17 protein-coding genes and 2 pseudogenes are annotated in these 20,742 nt (G+C 57.7%); 9 read left to right on the top strand and 10 right to left on the bottom strand.

The features are described from left to right. Positions 1-14: 14 nt before the first annotated feature. Positions 15-1,355, bottom strand: coding sequence for an NtaA/DmoA family FMN-dependent monooxygenase (locus AKN84_RS11215; protein ID WP_050420761.1), 1,341 nt, complete (start codon positions 1,353-1,355; stop codon positions 15-17). Positions 1,356-1,927: 572 nt separating this feature from the next. Between AKN84_RS11215 and AKN84_RS47270 the strand changes: the two genes are divergently transcribed. After that, positions 1,928-2,068 (top strand): hypothetical protein, encoded by a 141-nt coding sequence (locus AKN84_RS47270; protein ID WP_157863279.1) that lies wholly within the window; start codon positions 1,928-1,930, stop codon positions 2,066-2,068. A 1,360-nt stretch (positions 2,069-3,428) separates the two neighbouring features. Here AKN84_RS47270 and AKN84_RS11210 read toward each other — a convergent pair. Together AKN84_RS11210 and AKN84_RS11205 are read right to left on the bottom strand one after the other, a co-directional pair. Then, complete coding sequence (locus AKN84_RS11210) at positions 3,429-4,781, bottom strand: amidohydrolase family protein (RefSeq protein ID WP_128970670.1); 1,353 nt, start codon at positions 4,779-4,781, stop codon at positions 3,429-3,431. Positions 4,782-4,910: 129 nt separating this feature from the next. Further along, complete coding sequence (locus AKN84_RS11205) at positions 4,911-5,804, bottom strand: amino acid ABC transporter substrate-binding protein (RefSeq protein WP_050420759.1); 894 nt, start codon at positions 5,802-5,804, stop codon at positions 4,911-4,913. 637 nt (positions 5,805-6,441) lie between these two features. Between AKN84_RS11205 and AKN84_RS45010 the strand changes: the two genes are divergently transcribed. The 5 genes from AKN84_RS45010 (at position 6,442) to AKN84_RS11170 (ending at position 11,309) form a co-directional block, all read left to right on the top strand. Then, positions 6,442-8,169, top strand: coding sequence for a hypothetical protein (locus AKN84_RS45010; RefSeq protein WP_157863278.1), 1,728 nt, complete (start codon positions 6,442-6,444; stop codon positions 8,167-8,169). Between the two features lie 456 nt (positions 8,170-8,625). Beyond that, the gene (locus tag AKN84_RS45005) at positions 8,626-8,931 is read left to right on the top strand and encodes a DNA -binding domain-containing protein (protein ID WP_128970668.1); all 306 of its coding nucleotides are present in this window, start codon (positions 8,626-8,628) and stop codon (positions 8,929-8,931) included. A gap of 502 nt (positions 8,932-9,433) precedes the next feature. Beyond that, positions 9,434-9,667 (top strand): hypothetical protein, encoded by a 234-nt coding sequence (locus AKN84_RS11180; protein WP_050420754.1) that lies wholly within the window; start codon positions 9,434-9,436, stop codon positions 9,665-9,667. Between the two features lie 30 nt (positions 9,668-9,697). Continuing rightward, positions 9,698-10,072 carry a hypothetical protein gene (locus AKN84_RS11175; RefSeq protein ID WP_050420753.1) on the top strand — a complete coding sequence of 125 codons (375 nt, stop codon included), beginning with the start codon at positions 9,698-9,700 and terminating at the stop codon, positions 10,070-10,072. A 115-nt stretch (positions 10,073-10,187) separates the two neighbouring features. Next, positions 10,188-11,309: a type III polyketide synthase gene (locus AKN84_RS11170; RefSeq protein WP_128970667.1), complete on the top strand. Its 1,122-nt coding sequence runs from the start codon at positions 10,188-10,190 to the stop codon at positions 11,307-11,309. Positions 11,310-11,465: 156 nt separating this feature from the next. Here AKN84_RS11170 and AKN84_RS11165 read toward each other — a convergent pair whose 3' ends face one another. Next, the gene (locus AKN84_RS11165) at positions 11,466-11,819 is read right to left on the bottom strand and encodes an HU family DNA-binding protein (RefSeq protein WP_283805502.1); all 354 of its coding nucleotides are present in this window, start codon (positions 11,817-11,819) and stop codon (positions 11,466-11,468) included. Positions 11,820-12,111: 292 nt separating this feature from the next. Continuing rightward, positions 12,112-12,375: pseudogene (locus AKN84_RS11160) on the bottom strand (GntP family permease); the annotation flags it as partial. A 545-nt stretch (positions 12,376-12,920) separates the two neighbouring features. Between AKN84_RS11160 and AKN84_RS45000 the strand changes: the two are divergent. After that, positions 12,921-13,315: pseudogene (locus tag AKN84_RS45000) on the top strand (ATP-binding cassette domain-containing protein); the annotation flags it as partial. Between the two features lie 639 nt (positions 13,316-13,954). Here the strand turns inward: AKN84_RS45000 and AKN84_RS11150 are convergent. From AKN84_RS11150 to AKN84_RS11135, 4 genes are all read right to left on the bottom strand, one after another. After that, positions 13,955-14,722 carry an amino acid ABC transporter ATP-binding protein gene (locus AKN84_RS11150; RefSeq protein WP_050420811.1) on the bottom strand — a complete coding sequence of 256 codons (768 nt, stop codon included), beginning with the start codon at positions 14,720-14,722 and terminating at the stop codon, positions 13,955-13,957. A 53-nt stretch (positions 14,723-14,775) separates the two neighbouring features. Then, entirely contained in the window at positions 14,776-15,471 is a 696-nt protein-coding gene (locus AKN84_RS11145; RefSeq protein ID WP_050420749.1) for an amino acid ABC transporter permease, read from the bottom strand. Then, complete coding sequence (locus AKN84_RS11140; protein WP_050420748.1) at positions 15,468-16,259, bottom strand: amino acid ABC transporter permease; 792 nt, start codon at positions 16,257-16,259, stop codon at positions 15,468-15,470. Before AKN84_RS11140 ends, AKN84_RS11145 begins: the two co-directional genes overlap by 4 nt. Positions 16,260-16,470: 211 nt before the next feature. After that, positions 16,471-17,631 carry an aminotransferase class V-fold PLP-dependent enzyme gene (locus tag AKN84_RS11135; protein ID WP_128970666.1) on the bottom strand — a complete coding sequence of 387 codons (1,161 nt, stop codon included), beginning with the start codon at positions 17,629-17,631 and terminating at the stop codon, positions 16,471-16,473. Between the two features lie 205 nt (positions 17,632-17,836). On the opposite strand from AKN84_RS11135, the gene AKN84_RS11130 reads away from it, so the two are divergent. Then, on the top strand, positions 17,837-18,634 hold the full coding sequence (locus AKN84_RS11130; protein ID WP_050420810.1) for an IclR family transcriptional regulator: 798 nt from the start codon (positions 17,837-17,839) through the stop codon (positions 18,632-18,634). Positions 18,635-19,313: 679 nt separating this feature from the next. Here the strand turns inward: AKN84_RS11130 and AKN84_RS48495 are convergent. Next, the gene (locus AKN84_RS48495) at positions 19,314-19,562 is read right to left on the bottom strand and encodes a hypothetical protein (RefSeq protein WP_050420746.1); all 249 of its coding nucleotides are present in this window, start codon (positions 19,560-19,562) and stop codon (positions 19,314-19,316) included. 16 nt (positions 19,563-19,578) lie between these two features. Here AKN84_RS48495 and AKN84_RS48490 point away from each other — a divergent pair, with 16 nt between their 5' ends. Further along, entirely contained in the window at positions 19,579-20,247 is a 669-nt protein-coding gene (locus AKN84_RS48490) for a Fic family protein (RefSeq protein WP_050420745.1), read from the top strand. Positions 20,248-20,742 lie beyond the last annotated feature (495 nt).

Here is a 20,742-nt window from a genome sequence, read left to right as displayed (position 1 = left end):
GTGTTGAGGAAACGTCACAGTGGTGAGCTAGCTGCGGCTCTTGCCAGCTCGAAAGGAATCGAAATCCCGAAATGCTCCCGCAGTGTCTGCCCCCGATATTCTTTGCGAAACAGTCCGCGCTTCTGCAGGATGGGCACGACATTGTCGACAAAGGCCGGCGTGCCATCCGTCAGCACGTCCGGAATGATATTGAAACCATCGACCGCGCCGGCGCGGAACCATGCCTCAATCGAATCCGCGATCTGCTCGGGTGTGCCCACGATCAAGCGATGCCCAAACGCCTGAACGCCACTGATGATCTCGCGGACCGTCCGGCCTTGGCGTGCGAGGACTTCAATCGTGCGATGGTGGCCCACTGAAAACGGAACCTTATCCGCATCGGGCAAAATTTCCTGCGGGATCGTCCCTTCGAGGCTGAGCTTCTCGACCGCCACGCCCATGCTTCGTGCAAGAGCGGCCATGGCCCGCTCCAGATCGAGTAACTCGTCCAGTTGCTCTTTGCGGCGAGCCGCCTCTTCCTCGGTTCCCCCGATGCAGGTGACCAGCCCTGGCAGGATGAGCGGAGCCGCGGGCCGATGGAATTGCCGAGAGAGCGCGCGCAGCCGCGCGGCCTCCTGCAGCGCCGTTGCCAAGTCCCCGGCTGCCGCAAACACGACATCTGCACTGCGGGCACCAAGCCGTAATCCGGGCTCCGAACCGCCTGCCTGAACAATGACTGGATGACCTTGCGACGAAGCGGGATGCGTGAGTGGGCCTCGGATACCGAAGCTGTTCGTAGTTGGGTCGAGTAGCCGGAATTGCCTCTGATCTGCGTACACTCCCGTAGCCTGATCGGCGATCATCATCTTGTCGCCCCAGCTCAACCAGAGAGCACGGACGGTTTCAACGAAGTCCTCGGCGCGTCTGTAGCGATCCGCTCGCGCGATCTCTTGACCGCCAAAGTTGGCAACCGTTGCCGGGCTCGAGGTCGTGACGGCGTTCCAGGCGACGCGGCCACCGCTGATGACATCGAGAGATTGGAAGCGCCGGGCGAGATTGTATGGCTCATTGTAGGTCGTCGACGCGGTCGCGATCAGGCCAATCCGCTCCGTTTCGCGGGCAATCACAGAGAGAACCAGCGTAGGCTCGAGCCCATTCAGCGGCGGCTGGTGCGTAATGTCGTAACTTATCGCGGGCGTGTCGGCGAGGAATACGGCATCCAGCAGGCCGCGCTCCGCAAGCTTCGCAGCCCCGACGTAGTGCTCGATATCGAAAAAGGCGTTTGGATTTGTGCCCGGCCAGCGCCACGCGGCAGAGTGCCCGCCAGCCCCATGAAGATTCAAGCCCAGATGAAGCATGGAGTTCAGCGAAGACATCACACCTCCGAATGCGACGGCCTCTGAGCCGATCGCCTGGTCTTGAAGACAAGCCGATCTTCGTCTGCGATTTCGGCGCCCTCCCCGCGCTTTCGCGCGGGGCCGCCCGGAATGTGGCCGAGCAACCTATTTGAGAACGCTGATAACAAGCCGCCAATTGGTGCCAGGCGGGTATCAGCGAAGAGGCCTTGGCCAGGCCCTGTGATGTTCTCGGAGCCGGCGCGCCTCAGAACCGCTTCGGCGACGATAGTTGCCGAATGACGGCGAACCCTGTGCAGCTTTTTTGCAATCCCGATTTGATTCCACACTGCACTCACATCGGCTCTCCACTACTCATCAAGAAGGGCGCTTCGTTCTCAGGAACGTGCTGTCGACGCGCCCATTTGCGATCGTAATATTTGGACCGACCGAGCGAGCTCAAGCCGGACGATCTGTAGAGGTCAAGAGTGGCCAAGCGCAATAGTTGAGTATTTCAATCTAACATCCTCGGCTGGCATCCTCTTCTATTTCGATACTTATCTCATTGCTAAACCAGATTGGTCTCTGGCCAGGTCCGCCGAGCAAGTCGATGCATGATTACAGCGACTTCAAGCGGCAAAGCCGGTGCGCAGCTAACAACACGATTCGATGCGTTCGACGACACTGAGACATTCGCAACAACAATTTTGACCAACCGCTTTCTGCCGCGCTTCAAAGTTAAAGCCGGCCAATGAGGTGAAGCCGAGCCAATCATCCAATAATGCGATTAAATATTCCAAATTATCGATGCCTCTGTGACACAACCCTGGCAGCCGAGATTGCTACTGGGGTCACGCGCGCCCCAGGCCGCATTCCTTTGGCGGGCTTAATCAGCGGTTTCAGGAATCAGCCTCAATCTGCACTCGGCCGACGCGTGCTGAACCGGTACAAACGCCGGTGATGAGGTCGAAAAGAAACTGTGCAACACCGGGCCTGCAATTCCGCATGAAACGTCGGCAGGCGAATGGCGCTAACGTTTAGACCAGCGGCAACGCCCGAACGAGATTGAAGTTTGTTGCTGTTCGTCGGGTCAAGGGTCACATTAATAGTGAACTGAATCGCGTGCGGAAAGACAGAGTTGATATTGCACGTAGATGCTTCTGCCGGCTGCGCGATCTCAATCTCTGCCGTCTTGGGATCAGGGGTGCCAGTTGGCCCCCATATCGAACTTGATGCGCACGCGCCGCACTGCGCGCAATTCACGATAGGACATCGCCATCAGACAACGAGCGGCACCTCCCCTCTTGGCCTTGGCGCCGGCCCGGGCGCCCCCCGTGCGCATCGGAGCGTCCCGCCAGCGCATGATGGGACGAAGGCACACGCAAATCGTTTACGTGACAGACAAGCGGCCTGTCCGCGACAAGGCCGACGCCTTGCTGACGTTCAACAGGATAATGGAGGTGGACCTCCGGCGTCGCCGACAACAAAATGGCGAGCAGGCGCTGGGCTCGTCGCGATGAATGGCCGCTGTGGAGACGTTCTGAATCTGGCCGGTCGCGACCAGTTTACCCAGTTCATCCTGATGAACGGCTCGAAGATGGATGCGCGCCTCGGCGATCGTGTGGGTCTACCACAAACTCCCGGCCGCGGAGATCTCAAATCCCGGTAGCTTCGTTGGCCTTAGACTTCGGTCAGGTATTTGCGAACAAGGGCCGCGGCAGGTGCTTGATTGTGCTTGAACGAACTGGCACTCACGAAATGCGTAGGGCGAAAACAGTCTCGCGAACTCGCCGGGAGTAACGCCCGCCAAGGTATCGTTGCCTGGATCGTCATCATGCTTTTATCGGAGAAGTTTGCCGAGCCCGCAGGCTGTGATTCGGGTTCAGGCCCAGCGGGTCGGATATTATCTACTTCGCGCGAACGTAGAGAAACGCGTCGCGGCGATCGATGGGCGTCCGCTCCCCCTTCTTTACTCGCCTGACCGTCCGTACATCCAGGCCGTTCACCGAAAACCGAACATCGGCCGCCCAATCCCCCTCAAGCGCTGGGCGCGCTACCACCTTCGCATCGCTGATGGTCATGGACGTTGACAAACTTCAAGGAAGTGTCCGCCGATCACCGCTGCGTCGTATCTACCCGATGCGCTTTCTGAAAGAACTGAAGCGCGTTGCCGCGCATGATGCGGTCGATCAGGTCACGGGTGCCCTCGAGCGCGATCCAGCCTTCGGCCACCAATTGCGAGAGAGCTTGTGCGATTCCACGGCGCGCTACGCACGCATGGCCATAAATTGGCTCGACAGAGACATAGTCGCCGCCGAAGGTGAATATCTTGTTGGACGGAACCGCCATCAAAAACTCCTTCAAGAAGCGAACGCCCGCCACCGGATTGATGATCCATGCCCAACACATGTCGATCGCCGCGTTAGGATAATGTTTGGCCAACGCGATAAACTCGTGCTCGTACGGGTAGCCAATATGCATGAGGACGAATCGGGTTTCGGGAAAATCCTGCAGCAGACGGCACACATCTGCTGCATTGCTGCGAGTACGCGCGAGTTGCATCACGCCGTGGCCCGCCAAAATGCCGGTGTGCAGTTTCACCGGCAAGCCGTACTCGCCGGCCTTGCCGACGCAATAGCGGAATAGATAGTCTTGCAGCGCCTTAAGATCCTCAGGACCGAGGGCGTGCAATGCGCCTACCCTGTCAGCATGGTGCGGGAATAGTCTTGCGGCATGCGCCTTGGTGACCGGCTCGAAATCGAGAGCGCGAGAATAGGCGATTTGCGATTTTACAGCCACGGCCTTGGCGCCGTAAGTCGCGAAATAAAAGTCTATAACCCCGAGCCATTCATCGAGAGTGGTCGGGCGTCTGCCCGTCTCGGCTTCCACCCACGCAAAGTCAGCAGCACTACACCGGCTCAATTGAAGGATGCTTATGTCGTGGTCCAGCAACCCTGGCTGCTCAGTCTCCATAAAGATGCGCTGTAGCGAATTGACGTGACAGCCTTTGATGTTTGCCAGTTGCAGTATCCGTGCGTAAAAACCCGGCTGTACGGTTTCACGGTATTTCTCGGCGATCCGGGGCAGGCTTTCGGCGGTCAGGTCCTCTTCACCGTAAACGCCACGAAACGTATGGCGCAGCGCCTGGGCGTAACCGGTGTGGCGGATGCGTTCCCAATAGGGCGCGATCAGCCGATATTTGTCCTGGCTCGTAAGGTCAGGCCCGAGAAACGCCCGTAGGTCGGTCGCTGGCAGGCCCGCAACCACCAGGTCCTCGGCAGCATAGGATCTGAATAGATAGGCCCAGTCATTGCATGGCAATGTCCGTGGATGGATTGCTCCGGAAAGGCGCTGGCTTTCCTCGATCAGGTGTTCATGGGTGTCCACAAATGGCGTCTGCTCTACCCATTGCGCGATTTGTCGATCCGCATCCGTCATCGATTCCCAGCCAACCGCTCCGCTTGTCATTTCACGCTCCCTTTAGGTGACGATAGTCGCTTGCGTCCGCATTCGCGATCATAACCAGCATTGGACCATGCCGTAGATCTGGCGTTGACGTCCTATCGCCGCGGCGGCTTCGGCTCGCCGCGCTCAAGCTCAGTAATTGACGACATCACTGGGGTGAGCGACGCGCTCCTTGAGCGCATCGGTCATTGGGAAGTTCAGATTGATATTTTTCGGCGGGATCGCAGCCACGAACCATTTGTCGTAGATTTTGGTGAACTCGCCGGAAGCCATGAGTTTGGAGAGCACGTCGTCGACTATCTTCTTGAAGTCGGGATCATCCTTCGAGAACATCAGGCCATAATAGTAAGTGGTACCGTAGTTTGCTTTTAGAAATATGAGGTCGGTTGGTTTCGAATAATCCGCCTTCATACCGGCCAAGAGAATGTCGGCTTCCACCCACGCCGCCACGCGACCGGTCGTGAGCAACAACAGTGATTCCGCATGGTCTTTGGCTTGCGCGATAGTCAGATTGAGATCGTCCTGCTGCGAAATGCCTTTGGCAATGCCGAGAGCATCGGAACCCTGTGTTACAACAACGGTCTTCCCTTTCAGATCGTTCGGCGTCTTGAGCCCGCTCGAGGCCTTTGCGAGCCAAGCCGTTTGACTGGCGAAGGTCGCAACGCTGAATGAGACCTGCTCTAGACGCTGCTTACTGCTGGCAGTGCCACCGCACTCGATGTCGATCGTGCCATTCTGGATAAGTGGAATACGATTGGACGAGTTGACGGGCGTAAGCTTTGTCTGAATGTTCGGAGTACCGAGATCAACTTTCAGACGATCGACGACGTGCGCGCAAAGGTCGAGAGAAAAACCAACAGGCTTCTGGTCAGCGCCGAGATAGGAAAAGGGTATCGACGCTTCGCGATACCCAATGGTGATTGCCTTTTTCGATTTGATGTTTTCGAGGGTTTGGCCCGCTTGGGCCGTGGAGATCGCGATTAACGTGAACGCAGTCGCTGAAAGCAGCGCAAGCACTTTAGCCATGGGAATTCCTCTGCTTCATATAAAACGCGGCTTTTGCGCTTTTGATCTGGGCAGCGCGTGCGCTGCCAGGCGACACGTGCGCGGTCAGCCCTCGCTAAATCACCGCTTCCAAACGCCGGCAGACGCCTGGTCCCCGAGCTAGGCAGCGTACCGTGCCTCCGCACCGCACATAAACCGGGCAATATCCAACCATGAACAAATGATAGGCCGAGGGGCTCATCGGCACCACATAAATGTCGATTTGCGAGCGTTTTAATTTCGAAATATGATAATTCATCTACAGATAGGACGCCGAGCGCGACGGCTGGCTTTCCCACCCGCGATACGTTCCAGCGCGTGAACATGGCTAATTTGGAAACACGCGACCCACCGGCCGGCTCGTTGAACTCCTCGGCGTCGTGAACCACCTTGAGCATGGGCGTATCTTCCCGAGCCGTCGCTCCAACGCCGACCTGATCGGAGTGACGGATTGCAGATCTTGTTCGGAAGGTGCGGCCGCTTCACGTCACCCCGCCGATGGCCAGCCACAGGTTCTGATCATTGCTCCATCCTGCCGCGGCTCTACGTGGCCTCGTCAGCTTCTCGAAAGCTCACGCGACTAGGGGTCTGCTCAGGTGATCTTGGACGTGAGGCTAGCGTGGACCAGCAGAACTTTGTCCCATTCAACGTAACACCTTGGTCGCAGGTGCAGCACGAAGTCTCGAATGAGCCACGGGCGGGCAAGGCCGGGCAAGAAGGCTTTGAGCAGCAATTGGCGGAGGCAAGTCAGGCCGCTCCTGCCGCCCCTAAGCGGGCTAATCGCGATTACCATCCGCATTTGTCTCAAGATGACCGGGACCTTATCGATAAAGCGATTGCTCAACGGGCGGCTCAGAGGAATCTAAGCCCGTCCTCGGCTTCTATTTATATTCAAGCACTTCGCAAGCTCGTCAATGATCTCCGCGCTCGTGGCCAAACGACTAGTTTAAAGGACCATCAATCCCTGATCGATCACGTCAACACTTACTTTTCTAATCCCAGCACCCGAAGCACTATGTTGGTTGGGTTGAACGCCCTTGGTGCGTATCTCAATCCGGCCCGTAGTCGCTATCCACATTTGTCTGAAGAAGAACAGGACCTTATCGATAAAGCGATTGCTCAATGGGCGGCTCAGACGAATCTCCGTCCAAAAACAGCTGGCAATTATACTTCTGCACTTCGCCAACTCGTGAATGACCTCCGCGCTCGTGGCCAAACGACTGATTTAGGCGACCATCAGTCCCTGGTGGATCACGTCAACACTTACTTTTCCAACTCTCCCGTCGGAAAGACTATGTTGGCTGGGTTGAACGCTCTTGGTGCGTATCTTGATCCGGCCTATGTCGCTTGTCGCGCCGGACGGCCGACCATTGCCCCCTCAGCGGCCGACGCGCAGCTCTTGGATCGGCTTGATCTCAGCGGACTCGCCACGAACAGCGTTGCTCTGTATGATTCAAGTTTTCGCAGATTCTCTAAAGCGCTTAGCGTTGCGGGCCATACGATATCCGGGCTAGACGATGCTGCGCGCGTGGAATTCGCTCGGAAGTTGTTCCCGCGAGACAGAAATCTAGTGCCGGCGCTAAAAAGGGTTCGGGATGCCGAGCACGATTCCGGTGCGGGCGCCTCTCAGGAGCCGGCCGGCCATGCTGTCCCGTCGCCCAGATTAGATGGGGTCCCCGAGGAGCTCTGGCTGCTGTTCGATGATGAAGCCCAGGAGTCGGCGACCGATCCATCGGAACTTGAGCGGCTGGAAAATGAGCTTCGCGGGGAAATTCAGAAAGAGCGAGATGACCGTCCCGTTCAGCCGCCCTTCCTCACGTTTAATTCGGAGGAGTTCCCTCCTGTGAAAGTTCGCCGATTGCTGGATGATCAACCCGCCCAGCCAGCAGTCCCCGTCAGCCCAAAGGACCTCAATACAGGCGCTGGCGTGCTGATGCATGCTCCCCTCCACGAATTGGAGAGGCAGTCTACAATGCAGCAAAGCGGGCACGAACAAACTGCTGCACTGAGCAGGAGCAGCGTCCTGCCGAGCGAGGACAGCCGACCGACCAGCTTGGTGATCGACACTGACCATTACACGGCGCTATTTGTGCCCGCGGGGATGACCCGGCAGAGCACCCCACTCTATCCGCCTAACGCCGCCAGTGAGTTCGGATCTCGATCGGAAAACGCTTCGCAGCCTAGCGCGCTGTCGGGGAAACAGGCCTCCCCAGCACTGCCTTCACGCAGGATGGAGCAAGCCGCCCCTGCGTCCGACAGGGCTGAGGCAGTATCCCCAGCGCTCGGCGAGACTTTTGATGCGTCTTTGTCCGTTGATCTTCCTCCGGCTTGTCAGCGGCGAATTTGAGGCTTCACGACGCTCGCGCTCGCGAACCTCTCGGCACTGCCCGCAAGCATCGGGTTGGCTTTGCGATCGCCCACCACTCTTCCATCAACTCGAACCAAATATATCGCATGCTGTTCTCGGCAATGTTGCGACGATCATTTCTGCCGGGTCGGCGCCGGGACGGCGCCAGACCTTGCTGGCGAGTTTCACTCCCTTTCATTTCGTTGATTTCCCCAGCCTCGAGAATCATCACATGTATCTCAAGCTCATGATCGATGGCATGCCACGTCGGCCATTCAGTGCAGTGACAATAGGGGTGTAACAGTGAAGCGTTTCGGATGTCGTTGCGTAAAGCGAATCACCTGATGTGCTTTAGGCATCACCAAAACTATTCCACAATCGGAGGATACTGCGACTGCGCACCAAGCTCGCGACGATCCCCTTCGTTGCCCCTAAAGCTGCCCGGGAGACCCATCAGTGCAGGAACCGCTGCTCGATTTGACCGTCGATGACGTTGCACCATCGGGCGCAAGTCTGACCGTCTATGACGAGGAGCACTTGGCTACATACTGGCGGCTGCTTGACGCTGATGCTGAGGGTACAGATTGGCGCGAGGTAGCGCGCGTTGTTCTTCACGTTGACCCTGCTCACGACTGGGATCGGGCGCGTCGCGCTTTTGACAGTCATCTCGCTCGGGCAAAGTGGATAGCAGATGATGGTTATCGGCAGCTTCTTCGCAGTGGCGCTCGGAGCCAGACGAGTGTATCAACTCGCAACCCATGATGCGTCAAGCTGGCTGAACCGCAACATCGGCCTTTAAAGAGCCTAACCCAATCAATTGAGCTCCAATAGGAAGAACGATCGCTGTCTCCTAGGTCCGCCCTAGCACGGCTCGGAATGCCCTTACTGTGAGCCCTTGCGGCCTGCACTAGGCACCTGTTCCGGCGGCTTTGCGGATGACTGGATCCTGACAGGCTCACGGCTCGTGGCGGGCATCGCCAAAATACTTCACGACGACCCGAGCCGATTTGATCCGACTGTCAGCTATGCGAAATCCCGTCAGAATATCCGACGTCTGCCAGGCATATCGACGATGGCAACACGGCTTGCCGCGACAAACTCATATGAGTCCGCACAGAAGAAGACGGGCTATTCATTCGCTGAGGCGGACACGTTATTTCCAGTCACCTACTAACCTTATCAATTGATCAAGAAGACAGACGCATGGCATGCATCCGCGTCTGTGAACCCTCAAGAACGTTGAGCTCGGATTGGGTCGAGAAGAATGAAACTGCTGCTCCTGGGCACGATAGTCGTCATCTTGCTGGTCGCGGCTGTCGGCGGTCTGGCCGTGTGGCTCCGCGAGCGAAGCGGTTCTGATATCGGCCGCAATCGCGGCGATGGCCGTCGATGCTGGGAATTCGTCGACGCCGGAGATGTGGTCCGTGCGCCACTTCCTGCCCTGACGTGCCCTGGTGCAACAGGAAGTCCGCTCGGCGGTGAAATCGGCTTCTGCTAGCAGATCGCCAAGTCGGTGTCTGGAATCGCGATGAACGGCAGCTGCGCCAGTCCCGAAGGCTCTAACGCTAGATTCATTGTGCCGGGCCTTCTGGCTGCACGCAAAATTGTTACCCGCGGCCCCGTTGAGGACCCGCTCGGTTACGCCTGGAAGGACGTCCTGCTCTACGCAAAAGGCGCCACTGCGGCCGCCCGCAATAAATATCAGACCTACGACCTTGCGACCCCGCTGCCGCTCGTCAACGCCAGCGACGGCCAACAGCGCTGTCCAGCAGGCGTGGACATAAAGGCTTCTTTTCTGCCCAGCTGGCCGTCAGCGCTGAGTACGATTGCGTGCTCATCGGCCCTCCGATCGATGGCTTTTGCTCAATCGGAAGCGCAGGCTTTTCAACGAGCGGCCTCGTAGGAACTGCCCGCGTTGGGCCGAACATCAACGTCGGCTTGGTCCACGCGAAATAGCGGCTGGATGTCGCGGGCGTCCTTGTTCGGTGTAAATCCATGTCGAGCGACAAGAGTCACTGATGTCCAGAATTTTGGCTGTTGGGACGGCTTTGCCACCGTGTCGGTTCTCTCAGGCCGACCTCAAGGCTCTAGCGGGTCACCACTTTGTCTCCAGAATGGAGAAGCTGAGGAGATATCTTACCGTATTCGATCATGCGCTGGTCGATCAGCGCTTCTTTTGCGTTCCGCCCGAATGGCTTCTCGGCGAGCATCGCATAAGTGAGACCAACCAGATATATTTGGATTGGGCGAAGGAGCTCGCGTGCAAAGCGACGGTGAACTGTCTCGACCGGGCTGGCGTTAAGCCCGAGCAAGTCGATCGGGTTTTGTTCGTCTCGACGACAGGGATAGCGACGCCTAGTCTCGACGTGGACCTGATCTTCAAGGTCGGGTTGCGACCAGATGTGGGACGGACGCCGATTTTTGGCCTCGGATGCGCTGGGGGAGCATCAGGAGTTAGTTTAGCAGGAGCCCTTTGCCGAGCAACGAATGAACGCATTCTCCTCGTTGCTGTGGAGCTGACTTCCCTTACATTCCAACCGAATGATCTCACGCCAAAGAACGTCGTCGCCTCAAGCCTCTTTGGAGATGGCGCTGCCGCGTTATTAATCGCGCCAGCTGAAAGCGGTTCTGGCAAGCTGGATATCGTGAGAAGTACGAGTTTGCTTCACCCGGACTCGACTTCTCTAATGGGCTGGCATTTTGGCGACGCGGGATTTGAAGTCGTGGTCTCCGAGCGCATTCCGTCAATGATTAGGGAATTGATGCCACGTGCTATGAACTCGTTGCTCGCGGAGGCTGGCATCCTTCCTGGCCAAGTAAGGGGCTTTATCTTTCATCCTGGCGGGAGAAGAGTATTGGAAGTTTGTGAGCGGGGCCTTGGCAGGCCCTCTGAGAGCTTTTTTTCCAGCTATGAGACACTTCGACTTCATGGAAATATGTCCAGCGCAACTGTGCTATTCGTGCTGGAACGCGTGCTGGCGCATGAGGAGCAAGCGCCTGGATTATACGGCATCTTAGGCGCCTTCGGACCAGGCTTCTCAGCCGAACTGACGCTACTGAAATGGGCTGACACGGAAGCAGCACAGCCAAAGCCCGCCCACCTCGAGCAGCCGGGCAACCAATTGAAGCGGGTTGCCTAGTCGTGATCGGCATCATCAAACTGACCGCTTGGTGCTGTCGAGCGCTCGCGTGGCCGAGATGCTGCCGCTGATCAGCTCTGTTCCACGGCACCCAGCAGCGTCCGCGAGACCGCTTGCAGTTACAGCGTCGCTGCTGCACCGATCCGGCTCTCCCTCTTAGGTAACCTCAGACGGCGAGTTGATCAATATCGAATCTTCGCGACGGTTTAATCGCTCATGCACTGCCCTGCTGGCCTTGAAGACCGGAAAGCGCTTTTGCTCGATTTTCAGGTACTCGCCCGTTCTTGGATTACGGCCTGTGCGAGCCTGCCGATGGCTGACCGAAAATACTCCGAATCCCCTCAATTCGACCCGGCCACCGCGCGCCAACCCCTCGACGATCTCATCGAGGATTGCGCTCACAATATTGTTGACGGCGCTTTGATAAAGATGCGGGCAGTTCTCGGCAATACGTTGAACGAGCGTGGACTTGATCATTGACACCCGCTGTTGCCATTGGGAAGTCGCCATTTGCTCGAAAGCATTGGCAACTGTCAAGATAACCCTATGCCGGCACTGAGCAAGGAATGTCATCGCGCGACGAAGAACCAGCGTTTGCTAGCTGCCTCGCAGACGAGCACGACATGTCCTCGACCTACGTCTGATCGGCACACGGACATTCAATGCCGCCCCCGAAAGATCCATAACGTTGCGCGGCGGCGGGGCACCTGTTGCGACGACCCCACTATCGACTGCTCAAGCTCAAGCCATTCGCCAGCAACGCTGCATGTCTTTGTGTTGGTCAGACCCCGGCGCGGGTTAACTAAAACGATCCGAGCACCGAACCCAAAGCGATGACGATGGCCAAGGCGATGATCGGCCCAACGATATTGGCCATCACCATGTCGGAGTAGCTCTTGCGATGGGTCGAGCCGCAGACCGCGAGCAACGTCACGACGGCGCCGTTGTGCGGTAGACTGTCGAGGGTGCCGGAGGCGATCACGGCGACCCGGTGCATGAGCCCCGGGTCGACACGGGCAGTCTGCGCAATTCGCAGGTACGTGTCACCAAGGGCATCGAGCGCCAACCACGCGAAAGAAACCGAAGGGGCATCCTTGCAGGTGCTGACGTCTGCCGAACTGCTGTCTGAGGGAAAGCTCTCGACTGAAGCACGAACTGGACAGCTTCCTAGTCGGGATTCAAGCCGCTTAGGTTGACGCGTCAATATGTAAACTATCGCTGAGTTACCCGGCAAACGAGCTCGAAAAGATCGCTTCTAACCGATTGCTTCCGATTTTCGCACGAAGTACAGCATGGACGTAACGAGCTCCCCTCTGCAAGATGCGAAACGGTACGTTTCGTACGAGAGCGAAGACGCCACTGCCGTATTCTTAGTTTCGATGCACCCGGCGTCGTGCCACGAGCGGCGGCGCGCCACATAGACTTGCCAGTGTTCTTCGCTTGCGCCATGGTGCTGGCCTACAGCCGCGGGCACACCGAATGGGCCACGCTGATGCTGTTTATCGCCTGTTACGCCTCATCCTGCATCATGAACGCAATCCGATGTTCGCTAACGTGGCCACCGCAGAATAAAGTGAATTTCGGACAATGGCGCGCTCGTCCAGTTCGACGATGGCACCCGCAGCGCTAATTGCCTACGTCCATGTCGGGAAGAGCGCTGCCGGCGGTCACGACGCTGGACGCATCACAGCCGTCGACGATATCTCGCTCGATATTGCCGCGGGCGCATTCCTGGCGATCGTCGGCGCATCCGGCTCCGGCAAATCCGCCTTGCTGCGGCTCGCCAACCGCCTGCTCGACCCCGACAGCGGCCGTGTCATCGCGGGGGCGAGGATGCGCACAACGTTGATCCGGCGCGCTTGCGCCGGCGCATGGGCTATGTGTTCCAGAGCGGCGGGCTGTTTCCGCATCTGCGCGTCGTCGACAACATCGCCGTCACGCCGAGTCTGCTGGCCTGGTCCGCCGCTGCCGATATCACTACGCGGGTCGATGAGCTCCTCGACCTACGAGCGGACGTAAATGGGATGGATACATTAAACCAAATCCTGCCCAGGATCGAAGTCGGACCGGTTCGGACCAAAGATCGCACCCGCCGTAAGGTTGATGTCAGCTAGAAATGTCTAGATTGGTTGACTGCAACATGGAGACGACAGTTATCGCCGGCGGTCTGGTCGCCGCCGGGCGTTCTTCGTTCGGTGTGCTAATTCCCCTACAGCAGTCAACCGTGACGGTTGCGAAACGCCCCCTTTATGTCAAGTCTAGGTACAATGGATCAAGACAATCATGAATCAATGATGCCAGTGCTGCGCCGCAGCTATGCTCGCATAGCGAGTTGGATTGTGCGCGGCAATCGAACCCCAGAGCCGAGCCGTCAGCCAGAGCCAACGCGCACCGAACCCCCCAACCGATTCCCGCAGGCCTCGCGGCAAACAGAACCGCCGAGGCCGTGATAGCGCCGCCAAGGGCGCGGTCAGTGAGTTTGACATTCTGTCAAACCTAGCTCTGCGCGGCCGGCGAGAACGATCTTCTCTGCAACTGTTATGGGTCGCCCAAATTGATCGGCCGCGACAATGCACAACGCACAACATCGTCGTCAATGGGTATGCTGACGCGGCATTTCAGGGACGACGGCGCGGGCCGGGATCTCAGTGAATGATCCGGTTGAGGAAGGCCTTCGCGCGGTCCGTGTTCGGCGCACGAAAGAAGGTGCTCGGATCGCCCTCTTCCACGATTGAGCCGAGGTCCATGAAGACCACACGATCCGCGACTTCGCGCGCAAAACCCATCTCGTGCGTGACGCAGACCATCGTCATCCCGTCCTGCGCGAGCTCAACTATGGTCTCGAGCACCTCCTTGACCATTTCCGGATCGAGGGCAGACGTCGGCTCGTCAAAGAGCATGATCTTGGGCTGCATGCACAGGGCACGGGCTATAGCGACACGTTGCTGCTGGCCGCCCGACAATTGCGCGGGATATTTGTGGGCCTGATCATGGATCCGGACTTTCCTCAGCAGCGCCACCGCCCGCTCATGCGCCTCAGGCTCAGCAAGGCCTCTCACCTTCATCGGAGCCAGCATGCAATTTTCGAGCACCGACAGATGCGGAAACAGATTAAAGCTCTGAAAGACCATGCCGACTTCAGAGCGAATGTTGTTGATGTCGCGAATCCGGTCTGTCAGTTCGATTCCATCGACGACTATACGTCCCGAATCGTGCTTTTCGATATGATTGATGCAGCGGATGAGAGTCGACTTCCCGGAACCCGATGGCCCGCAGAGTACGATCTTTTCTCCTTTTGCGACTTTGAGGCTGACGTCGCTCAGGGCATTGAAACTGCCGAACCGCTTGACGAGGCGCTCGACGATAACCATCGGGAACGGGTCAGCTGGGCCGACGGTGCACTGTTGTTGCATGCTGATCTCCAGATTGTAGCCCAGGGAATGACGGGCCATGGAATTATGATTGACTATCGGCGAGCGCCCGCGATCGCGTACTTCTTTCGGAGCGAGGCGACGAATTGGGACGCGGCGCAGCTTATGATGAGATAAACAACGGCCACGGCGAGGTACATCTCGACGAGACGACCATGGAGCTGTGCAAGCTTCGAGGCCGCACCAAGGAGATCAGTGAGCGATAGAACGTAAACAAGGGACGTATCCTGAAACAGGATAATGGTCTGGCTCAGTATTATGGGGCTTGCGACCCGAAACACCTGCGGAAGGATGACATGGCGATACGTGTCGAATGTCGACAGGGCGAGAGCCTGGCAAGCCTCGAATTGTCCTTTGTTCACTGCGCGCAATCCGACACGGATGATTTCCGAATAGTAGGCGGCTTCGAATAGGCCGAACGTGATGAACGCTGTATAGGTGGCACCGACTGGAACCGGGCGACCGTTGCCTGACAAGTGCCCCAGAACGATGGGCACCAAGAAGAAGAACCAAAACAGGACTAGAATGAGCGGAATCGATCGCATCAGGGCGACATAGCTACGGACGAGCTGGCTCAGAACGCGGAGCTCAAAGTGCTGTACGAGGGCGAAGAGCGTTCCAAGAAACATCCCAACCAAGAAGGCGGCTGCCGTCAAGGAAAGCGAGAACAGCAATCCTGACCACAGATAAGGCCATGCCTGTAGGACAATCGAGAAATCGAGACTGTTCATTTCACGATCTCCATACCTTTAGGCACGGGGTTTTCCAGCTTCACAGCGTCGAAATCTGACCCGTCGGCCTCCCGACCGGGTGCGGCACCGGGTATGCGCACGGCTTTGTCGATAAGCATCATCGCCTGGTAGGCGATCAAAGCCAAAGCGAGATAGATGAGTGTGGCGGCACCGAATGCCGCGAAGGTTTGGAACGTCGCATCGCTGATTTGGCGCGCTTGGGCGGTCAGCTCCATCAGACCGATGGTTAGAGCAACGGATGTATTCTTGTAGATGCCCATCACCTCGCTTGTCAGGCTTGGCACGATAAGGCGAAGTGCCTGCGGCAAGATGATATGGCGATACGTTACATAACCGCTCAGGCCGAGTGCGGCAGCGGCTTCGTCCTGCCCCCTGGGCAAAGCTTCGATGCCTGCGCGAACCTGTTCTGCGATGCGTGCGGCGGTGTAGAGGCCCAGGCACCACAGGGCCGGAAAGAAAGTGCCCCAAGGCGGAGGTATCTGCTTTATCCAATCGCCCATGGTCGTTGGAAGAAGCTCGGGCAGGACGAAGTACCAGAGAAACATCTGCACGAGAACGGGGATGTTTCGGAAGATCTCAACGTATAATCGAGCTAGGGCCCGGAAGAACGGGTTCTGCACAGTTCGACCTATGCCGACGACGACTCCGACTGCGAATGCAATCCACCAGCCGAAGAAGGCAAGCGCCAACGTCCAACCGAGACCCGAAACAAGCCAGTCGATGTAACGCTGGCCATCCACGGTCTTTTCAAGAAGAACTGTGAACATCGCGAACCTCACGATTGCGGGTGTGCACGACGACCACACTCGGCATGGTCGCTCATCGTGCGCGTTGTGTCGGTACTAATCGACCGCGTCATCTTAATGCACGATCCTCTCCTTCAGCGTATCGGCAAGCGGAAAGCCATGACCTTCGCGCTTTGACCGATCATACCGTCCGCTTCGCGCGCTTTTTCTCGAACTTCTCCCATGCTTAATCCTACGCAGCCTTGAATGATTTTTTTGACAGCCGTCCGCGGATAAGATGCACTAAGCGATCCACATCATCGATCGTATTGAACATGCCGAACGAAATACGGATGCCGTCACGCTCTGGGGACACACGCACGCCATTCTCTTCGAAGTAGCTGAGCCATTCTGTCGCAGGAAGACCGACGACGTAGATGTGAGGCGATCGATGTTGCCGCTGACGCGGACCGATGAGACTGACGCCGAGATCGTCCAGCTGGGCGAGCAGATGATCACCTAAATCGAAGCAATGGTTCTGAATGTTCTTCACGCCGATCTGCTCGATCATATCGAGCGAGGCTCCGAGCGCATGAATTGCAGGAAGGTTGAAGTTGCCTAACTCGAAGCGTCGCGCGGTCGGAGACGACGCCAGGCGATCGGGACGGGCGATAAGGTCGTCAGGAATTTCTGCCAAACTGGCAGCGGCAAGATAGGCGGGCTCCAGCTCCTTCAGAGTCTGGTTCCAATAGAGCAATCCGAGACCTTGAGGGACGAGCAATCCCTTGTGACTTCCGCAGCCCACGAAGGTTGCCTGAATGGCCTTCACATCGATCGGAACCACCCCGATTGCCTGCATGACGTCGACGACGAAGTAGAGCTTCTTATCCGCGCAAAGAGCGCCGATACTCTCGATATCGAAGCGATGTCCCGCGTGGAAGGTCACGTGCGACAGCGAAATCGCGCGAGTCGTGTCGTCGATGTAGGGAAGAAAAGCCTCGGCGTTTACGACATCCGTCATGGGAAGGAAGTCGATCCGGACACCCTTCTTCTTCAAATTGAGGAAAGCATAGGTGTTGTTTGGATGATCGCCATGGATCATCAAAACGCTATCGCCGGCTCGCAGAGGCAACGCGTTCGCCGCGATGTTCATGCTTTCCGATGTGTTCTTGGTGAAGGCAATTTCGTCGGCCGACACCCCAAGGAAACGGGCCACTTTGGCACGCGTTTGCTCAACCCGATCGAGCCACACGCTTTTCGGCCCGGCGGTCTCCAAGCCTTCACGAAGAAAGGTTTCGATGGCGGCCATTACGGGACGGGCGAGCGGCGCCTGAAACCCGGAGTCGAGGTAGACTATCCTTTCGGCAGCAGGGAACTCCTTGCGCACAGCTTCCACGTCGTAATGACGAGACATTCCCACTCCCCTTTCAAAACGCGTCGCCCGGACTGCCAAATTTCCTGGGCTTGATCGCCATACCGAGCCCGTGCAGCGCACAAAAACCGATCAACGCCCGACGGCGCCCACGATATGAGCAAACCTGAGCCCGATCCAGATAATTTTCATATTTCAGTAGCAATAATTCCAAATAATGATAATTTGCCTCCACCGGGAGATTGCGATGGCCGACCAAAAAAAGACTGCTGGGCCCCTCGACCGAGCGTTCGCCATAGTTGGCCACGTCGCTCATCAGACAAAGGCCGTCTCGGTCGTTGAGATCGCGAACGCCCTTTCGTTACCCGTTCCGACGGCCCATCGGCTTGTCGGAAATCTGGAAGAACGCGGCCTTCTTCAGAAAGCGCTTGGATCAAAGCGCTACGTGGTAGGCAATCAGCTGGTGATGCTGTCCGCCAGAGTCATCGGCGCGGCTTTCCGCACAGCGCGGCGCCATGCGGTGCTGCGCGCGGTTGCCGGCGAGATCGGCGAACAGTGCGAGATCGGCGTCGTGCGCGACAACCTCGTCACTTACGTTGATAGCGTACGCGTGTCCCAACCACAGGGGCTTCAATTCAATCCCGGCGAGGCGGCTCCACTTCACTGCACCTCGACCGGAAAGATCTACATGAGCCGACTACCCAAGAGGCCGCGTGAAAAGCTATGCCGCTCACTCGCTCTGACCCAGTACACTGATAACACCATCGTGGATTGCGAGACGCTTCTGAAGATTCTCGAGGAGACACGCCATCATGGGTGGGCCAAGACCAATGAGGAATACGTGAAAGGCGTGGTCGGCTGTGCGGTCCCCATCGTTTCTCCGGACCGCGAGCTGATAGCATGTCTTGGCGTCTCGGTGCCCGCGGCGCGAGTCAGCTTCGCAGAGCTTGACCGATTCATTCCTCCACTCCAAAGAGCCGCCGCACTCCTATCGCAAACCATCCTTCAAACCGACAGCGAGGATGAAACGCTTGAGGATACTTGAGGAAAAGGATCCCTCGGCTTCGCCCCTTCTGGTCGGGAGAAAGCATGAATATCTTGGGAAACGATCACCGTCTCCTTCGGTATAAGTCGTTGCGGCAGCACTTCTAGTCTCCACAAGATTGGAGCCATCAGAGCTCGAACTGCGCCGCAGCGCCATCGTCAACTAGCATGTCTAGTGGTTGATTGAGATGGAGGATATGCGTCCCGATGCGGAGCGCGCGCCGAGGTTGACGGTCCATTCCCGGAACAGCGCCGCGTCGGCGAGCGTCTCACGCCAGAGGCTAGTGCCAACGCCGGTCGAGACTCAAGGGCCCGATCGAGCGCCTTGTGATTTATGAAGCAAGCCGCGAGTCTGAAAGTGTCGTCAGGTCGTGGCCATCCGCTTTAGTGCCAATCCCTAGAAATCGGGCATGTCGCCCGCGATGTGGAGGGAGAGAATTTGCCGCTTGACATTTTCGAATATTTTTTTGGAGCGGCAGGCAAAGCGGCTCATGATTGAGCAACATTGGGTGCCGAGATCGCCTTCGCGAACAATGGTCGGCCGCTTTCACGCACAGCCTGCCCGAGGGAGTTCTAATCTCCCTGGCCAGGCTCGTACGCTCGACGAATTGCTACTACAGCAACCTGATCGAGTGGTACGACACTCACCCGGTCGATATAGAACGCGCGCTCAAGCACGACTACAGCGCCGCCCCAAGAAACGCGACCTGCAAAAGGAAGCCATCGCCCATATCGCCGTACAGAAGTGGATCGATGAGGGAGGCCTCAACGGTCGCGCGACGACGCAAGACGGCATCATCGAAGTCCATCACCGCTTCTGCGAACTGCTCCCGGCAGAACTGCTTTGGGTCGAGAATCCGGACACCGAGGAACGGATCGAGGTCGTCCCCGGCAAGCTGCGCGACCGCGACGTTGCGGTAGGCCGCCATGTGCCGGTCAGCCCGGGTGCCCCTGCCGCGCTTCCTCACCCGCTTCGAAGAAGCCTATGCAAAGCTCGGCAGGACCGACGCAATCATCGCCTCGGCCTGCGCCCACCACCGCCAGCTCTGGATTCACCCGTTTCTGGATGGGAATGGCCGCGTTGCGCGGCTCATGTCCTATGCTATGCAGCGGGAAACCCTCGACACCGGCGGCATATGGTCGATCGCGCGCGGCCTTGCCCGCAACGAGGCGGCCTATCAGCAACACCTTACTGCCTGGGACATGCAGCGCCGCAACGATCTCGACGGGCGCGGCACACTGAGTGAAGAAGCATTGGCGGAATTTTCAATCTTCTTTCTGCAGACCTGCATCGATCAGGTCGCCTTCATGCAAGCTCTGGTGCAACCCGATCAGCTCCGTAACCGCATCCTGATCTGGGCCGAAGAAGAAGCACGGGCCGACCGCCTGCCCCAAAAATCAGGAGCCGTTCTGGAAGCGATCCTCTTCCGTGGTGAACTTCCGCGTCGCGATGTTACTGCTTTACTTCAAATAAGCGAGCGCAGCGCCCGCAGGGTTACATCGGCCCTGCTTGAAGCGGAAATTCTAACCTCCGAAAGACCGCGAGCGCCGCTACACCTCGCCTTCCCGGCAAGGCTCGCGTCCCGTTGGATGCCGGGACTGTTTCCCGGGTAGGATTGCGCGGCAATGGCAGCGATAGAAATCAGTTACCCCGCATGTACCGACTACCGCAAGAAAAACGGGCTCGACCCGCTAGGCAAGCAGGACAGCAGCCTCGCTCTCGCGACGCGCAACATGCCGCACGTCGGTCCTCCTTTACATCGGTCGCGGCTGAAAGAATTCCTGCACCGTCCGCACCGCGACACGTGCCAAGATTGGTGGATCCGATTGACCCTCTGCGGCCAGAGTCAAGACCTTCGGCAAGGCATGCCTTCAACAAAGAGGTCCGCCTCAGTTCGGGCACCATCCCGACGGCATAGTCAGAACATTTCCCGGCTCAGTACACACTTTATTTTAGGACGATTTTGTAGGTCCCATCACGCTGCTCAAAATAAATCTGTTCGCCGGCTCCGACTCACCCAGCCAGTGTTTCCGAAAAATGCAATCCGGCATTCCTTCGCATCCTCGGGTGAGTGTCGCAGTCAGTCAGGCTGGCCAATTTGGCTCTCT

It is taken from the genome of Bradyrhizobium tropiciagri (genome assembly GCF_001189845.1).
Taxonomy (GTDB): Bacteria; Pseudomonadota; Alphaproteobacteria; order Rhizobiales; family Xanthobacteraceae; genus Bradyrhizobium; species Bradyrhizobium tropiciagri.
The sequence above is the reverse complement of the archived record's forward strand: the minus strand, read 5'-3'. Positions and strand labels throughout refer to the sequence as shown.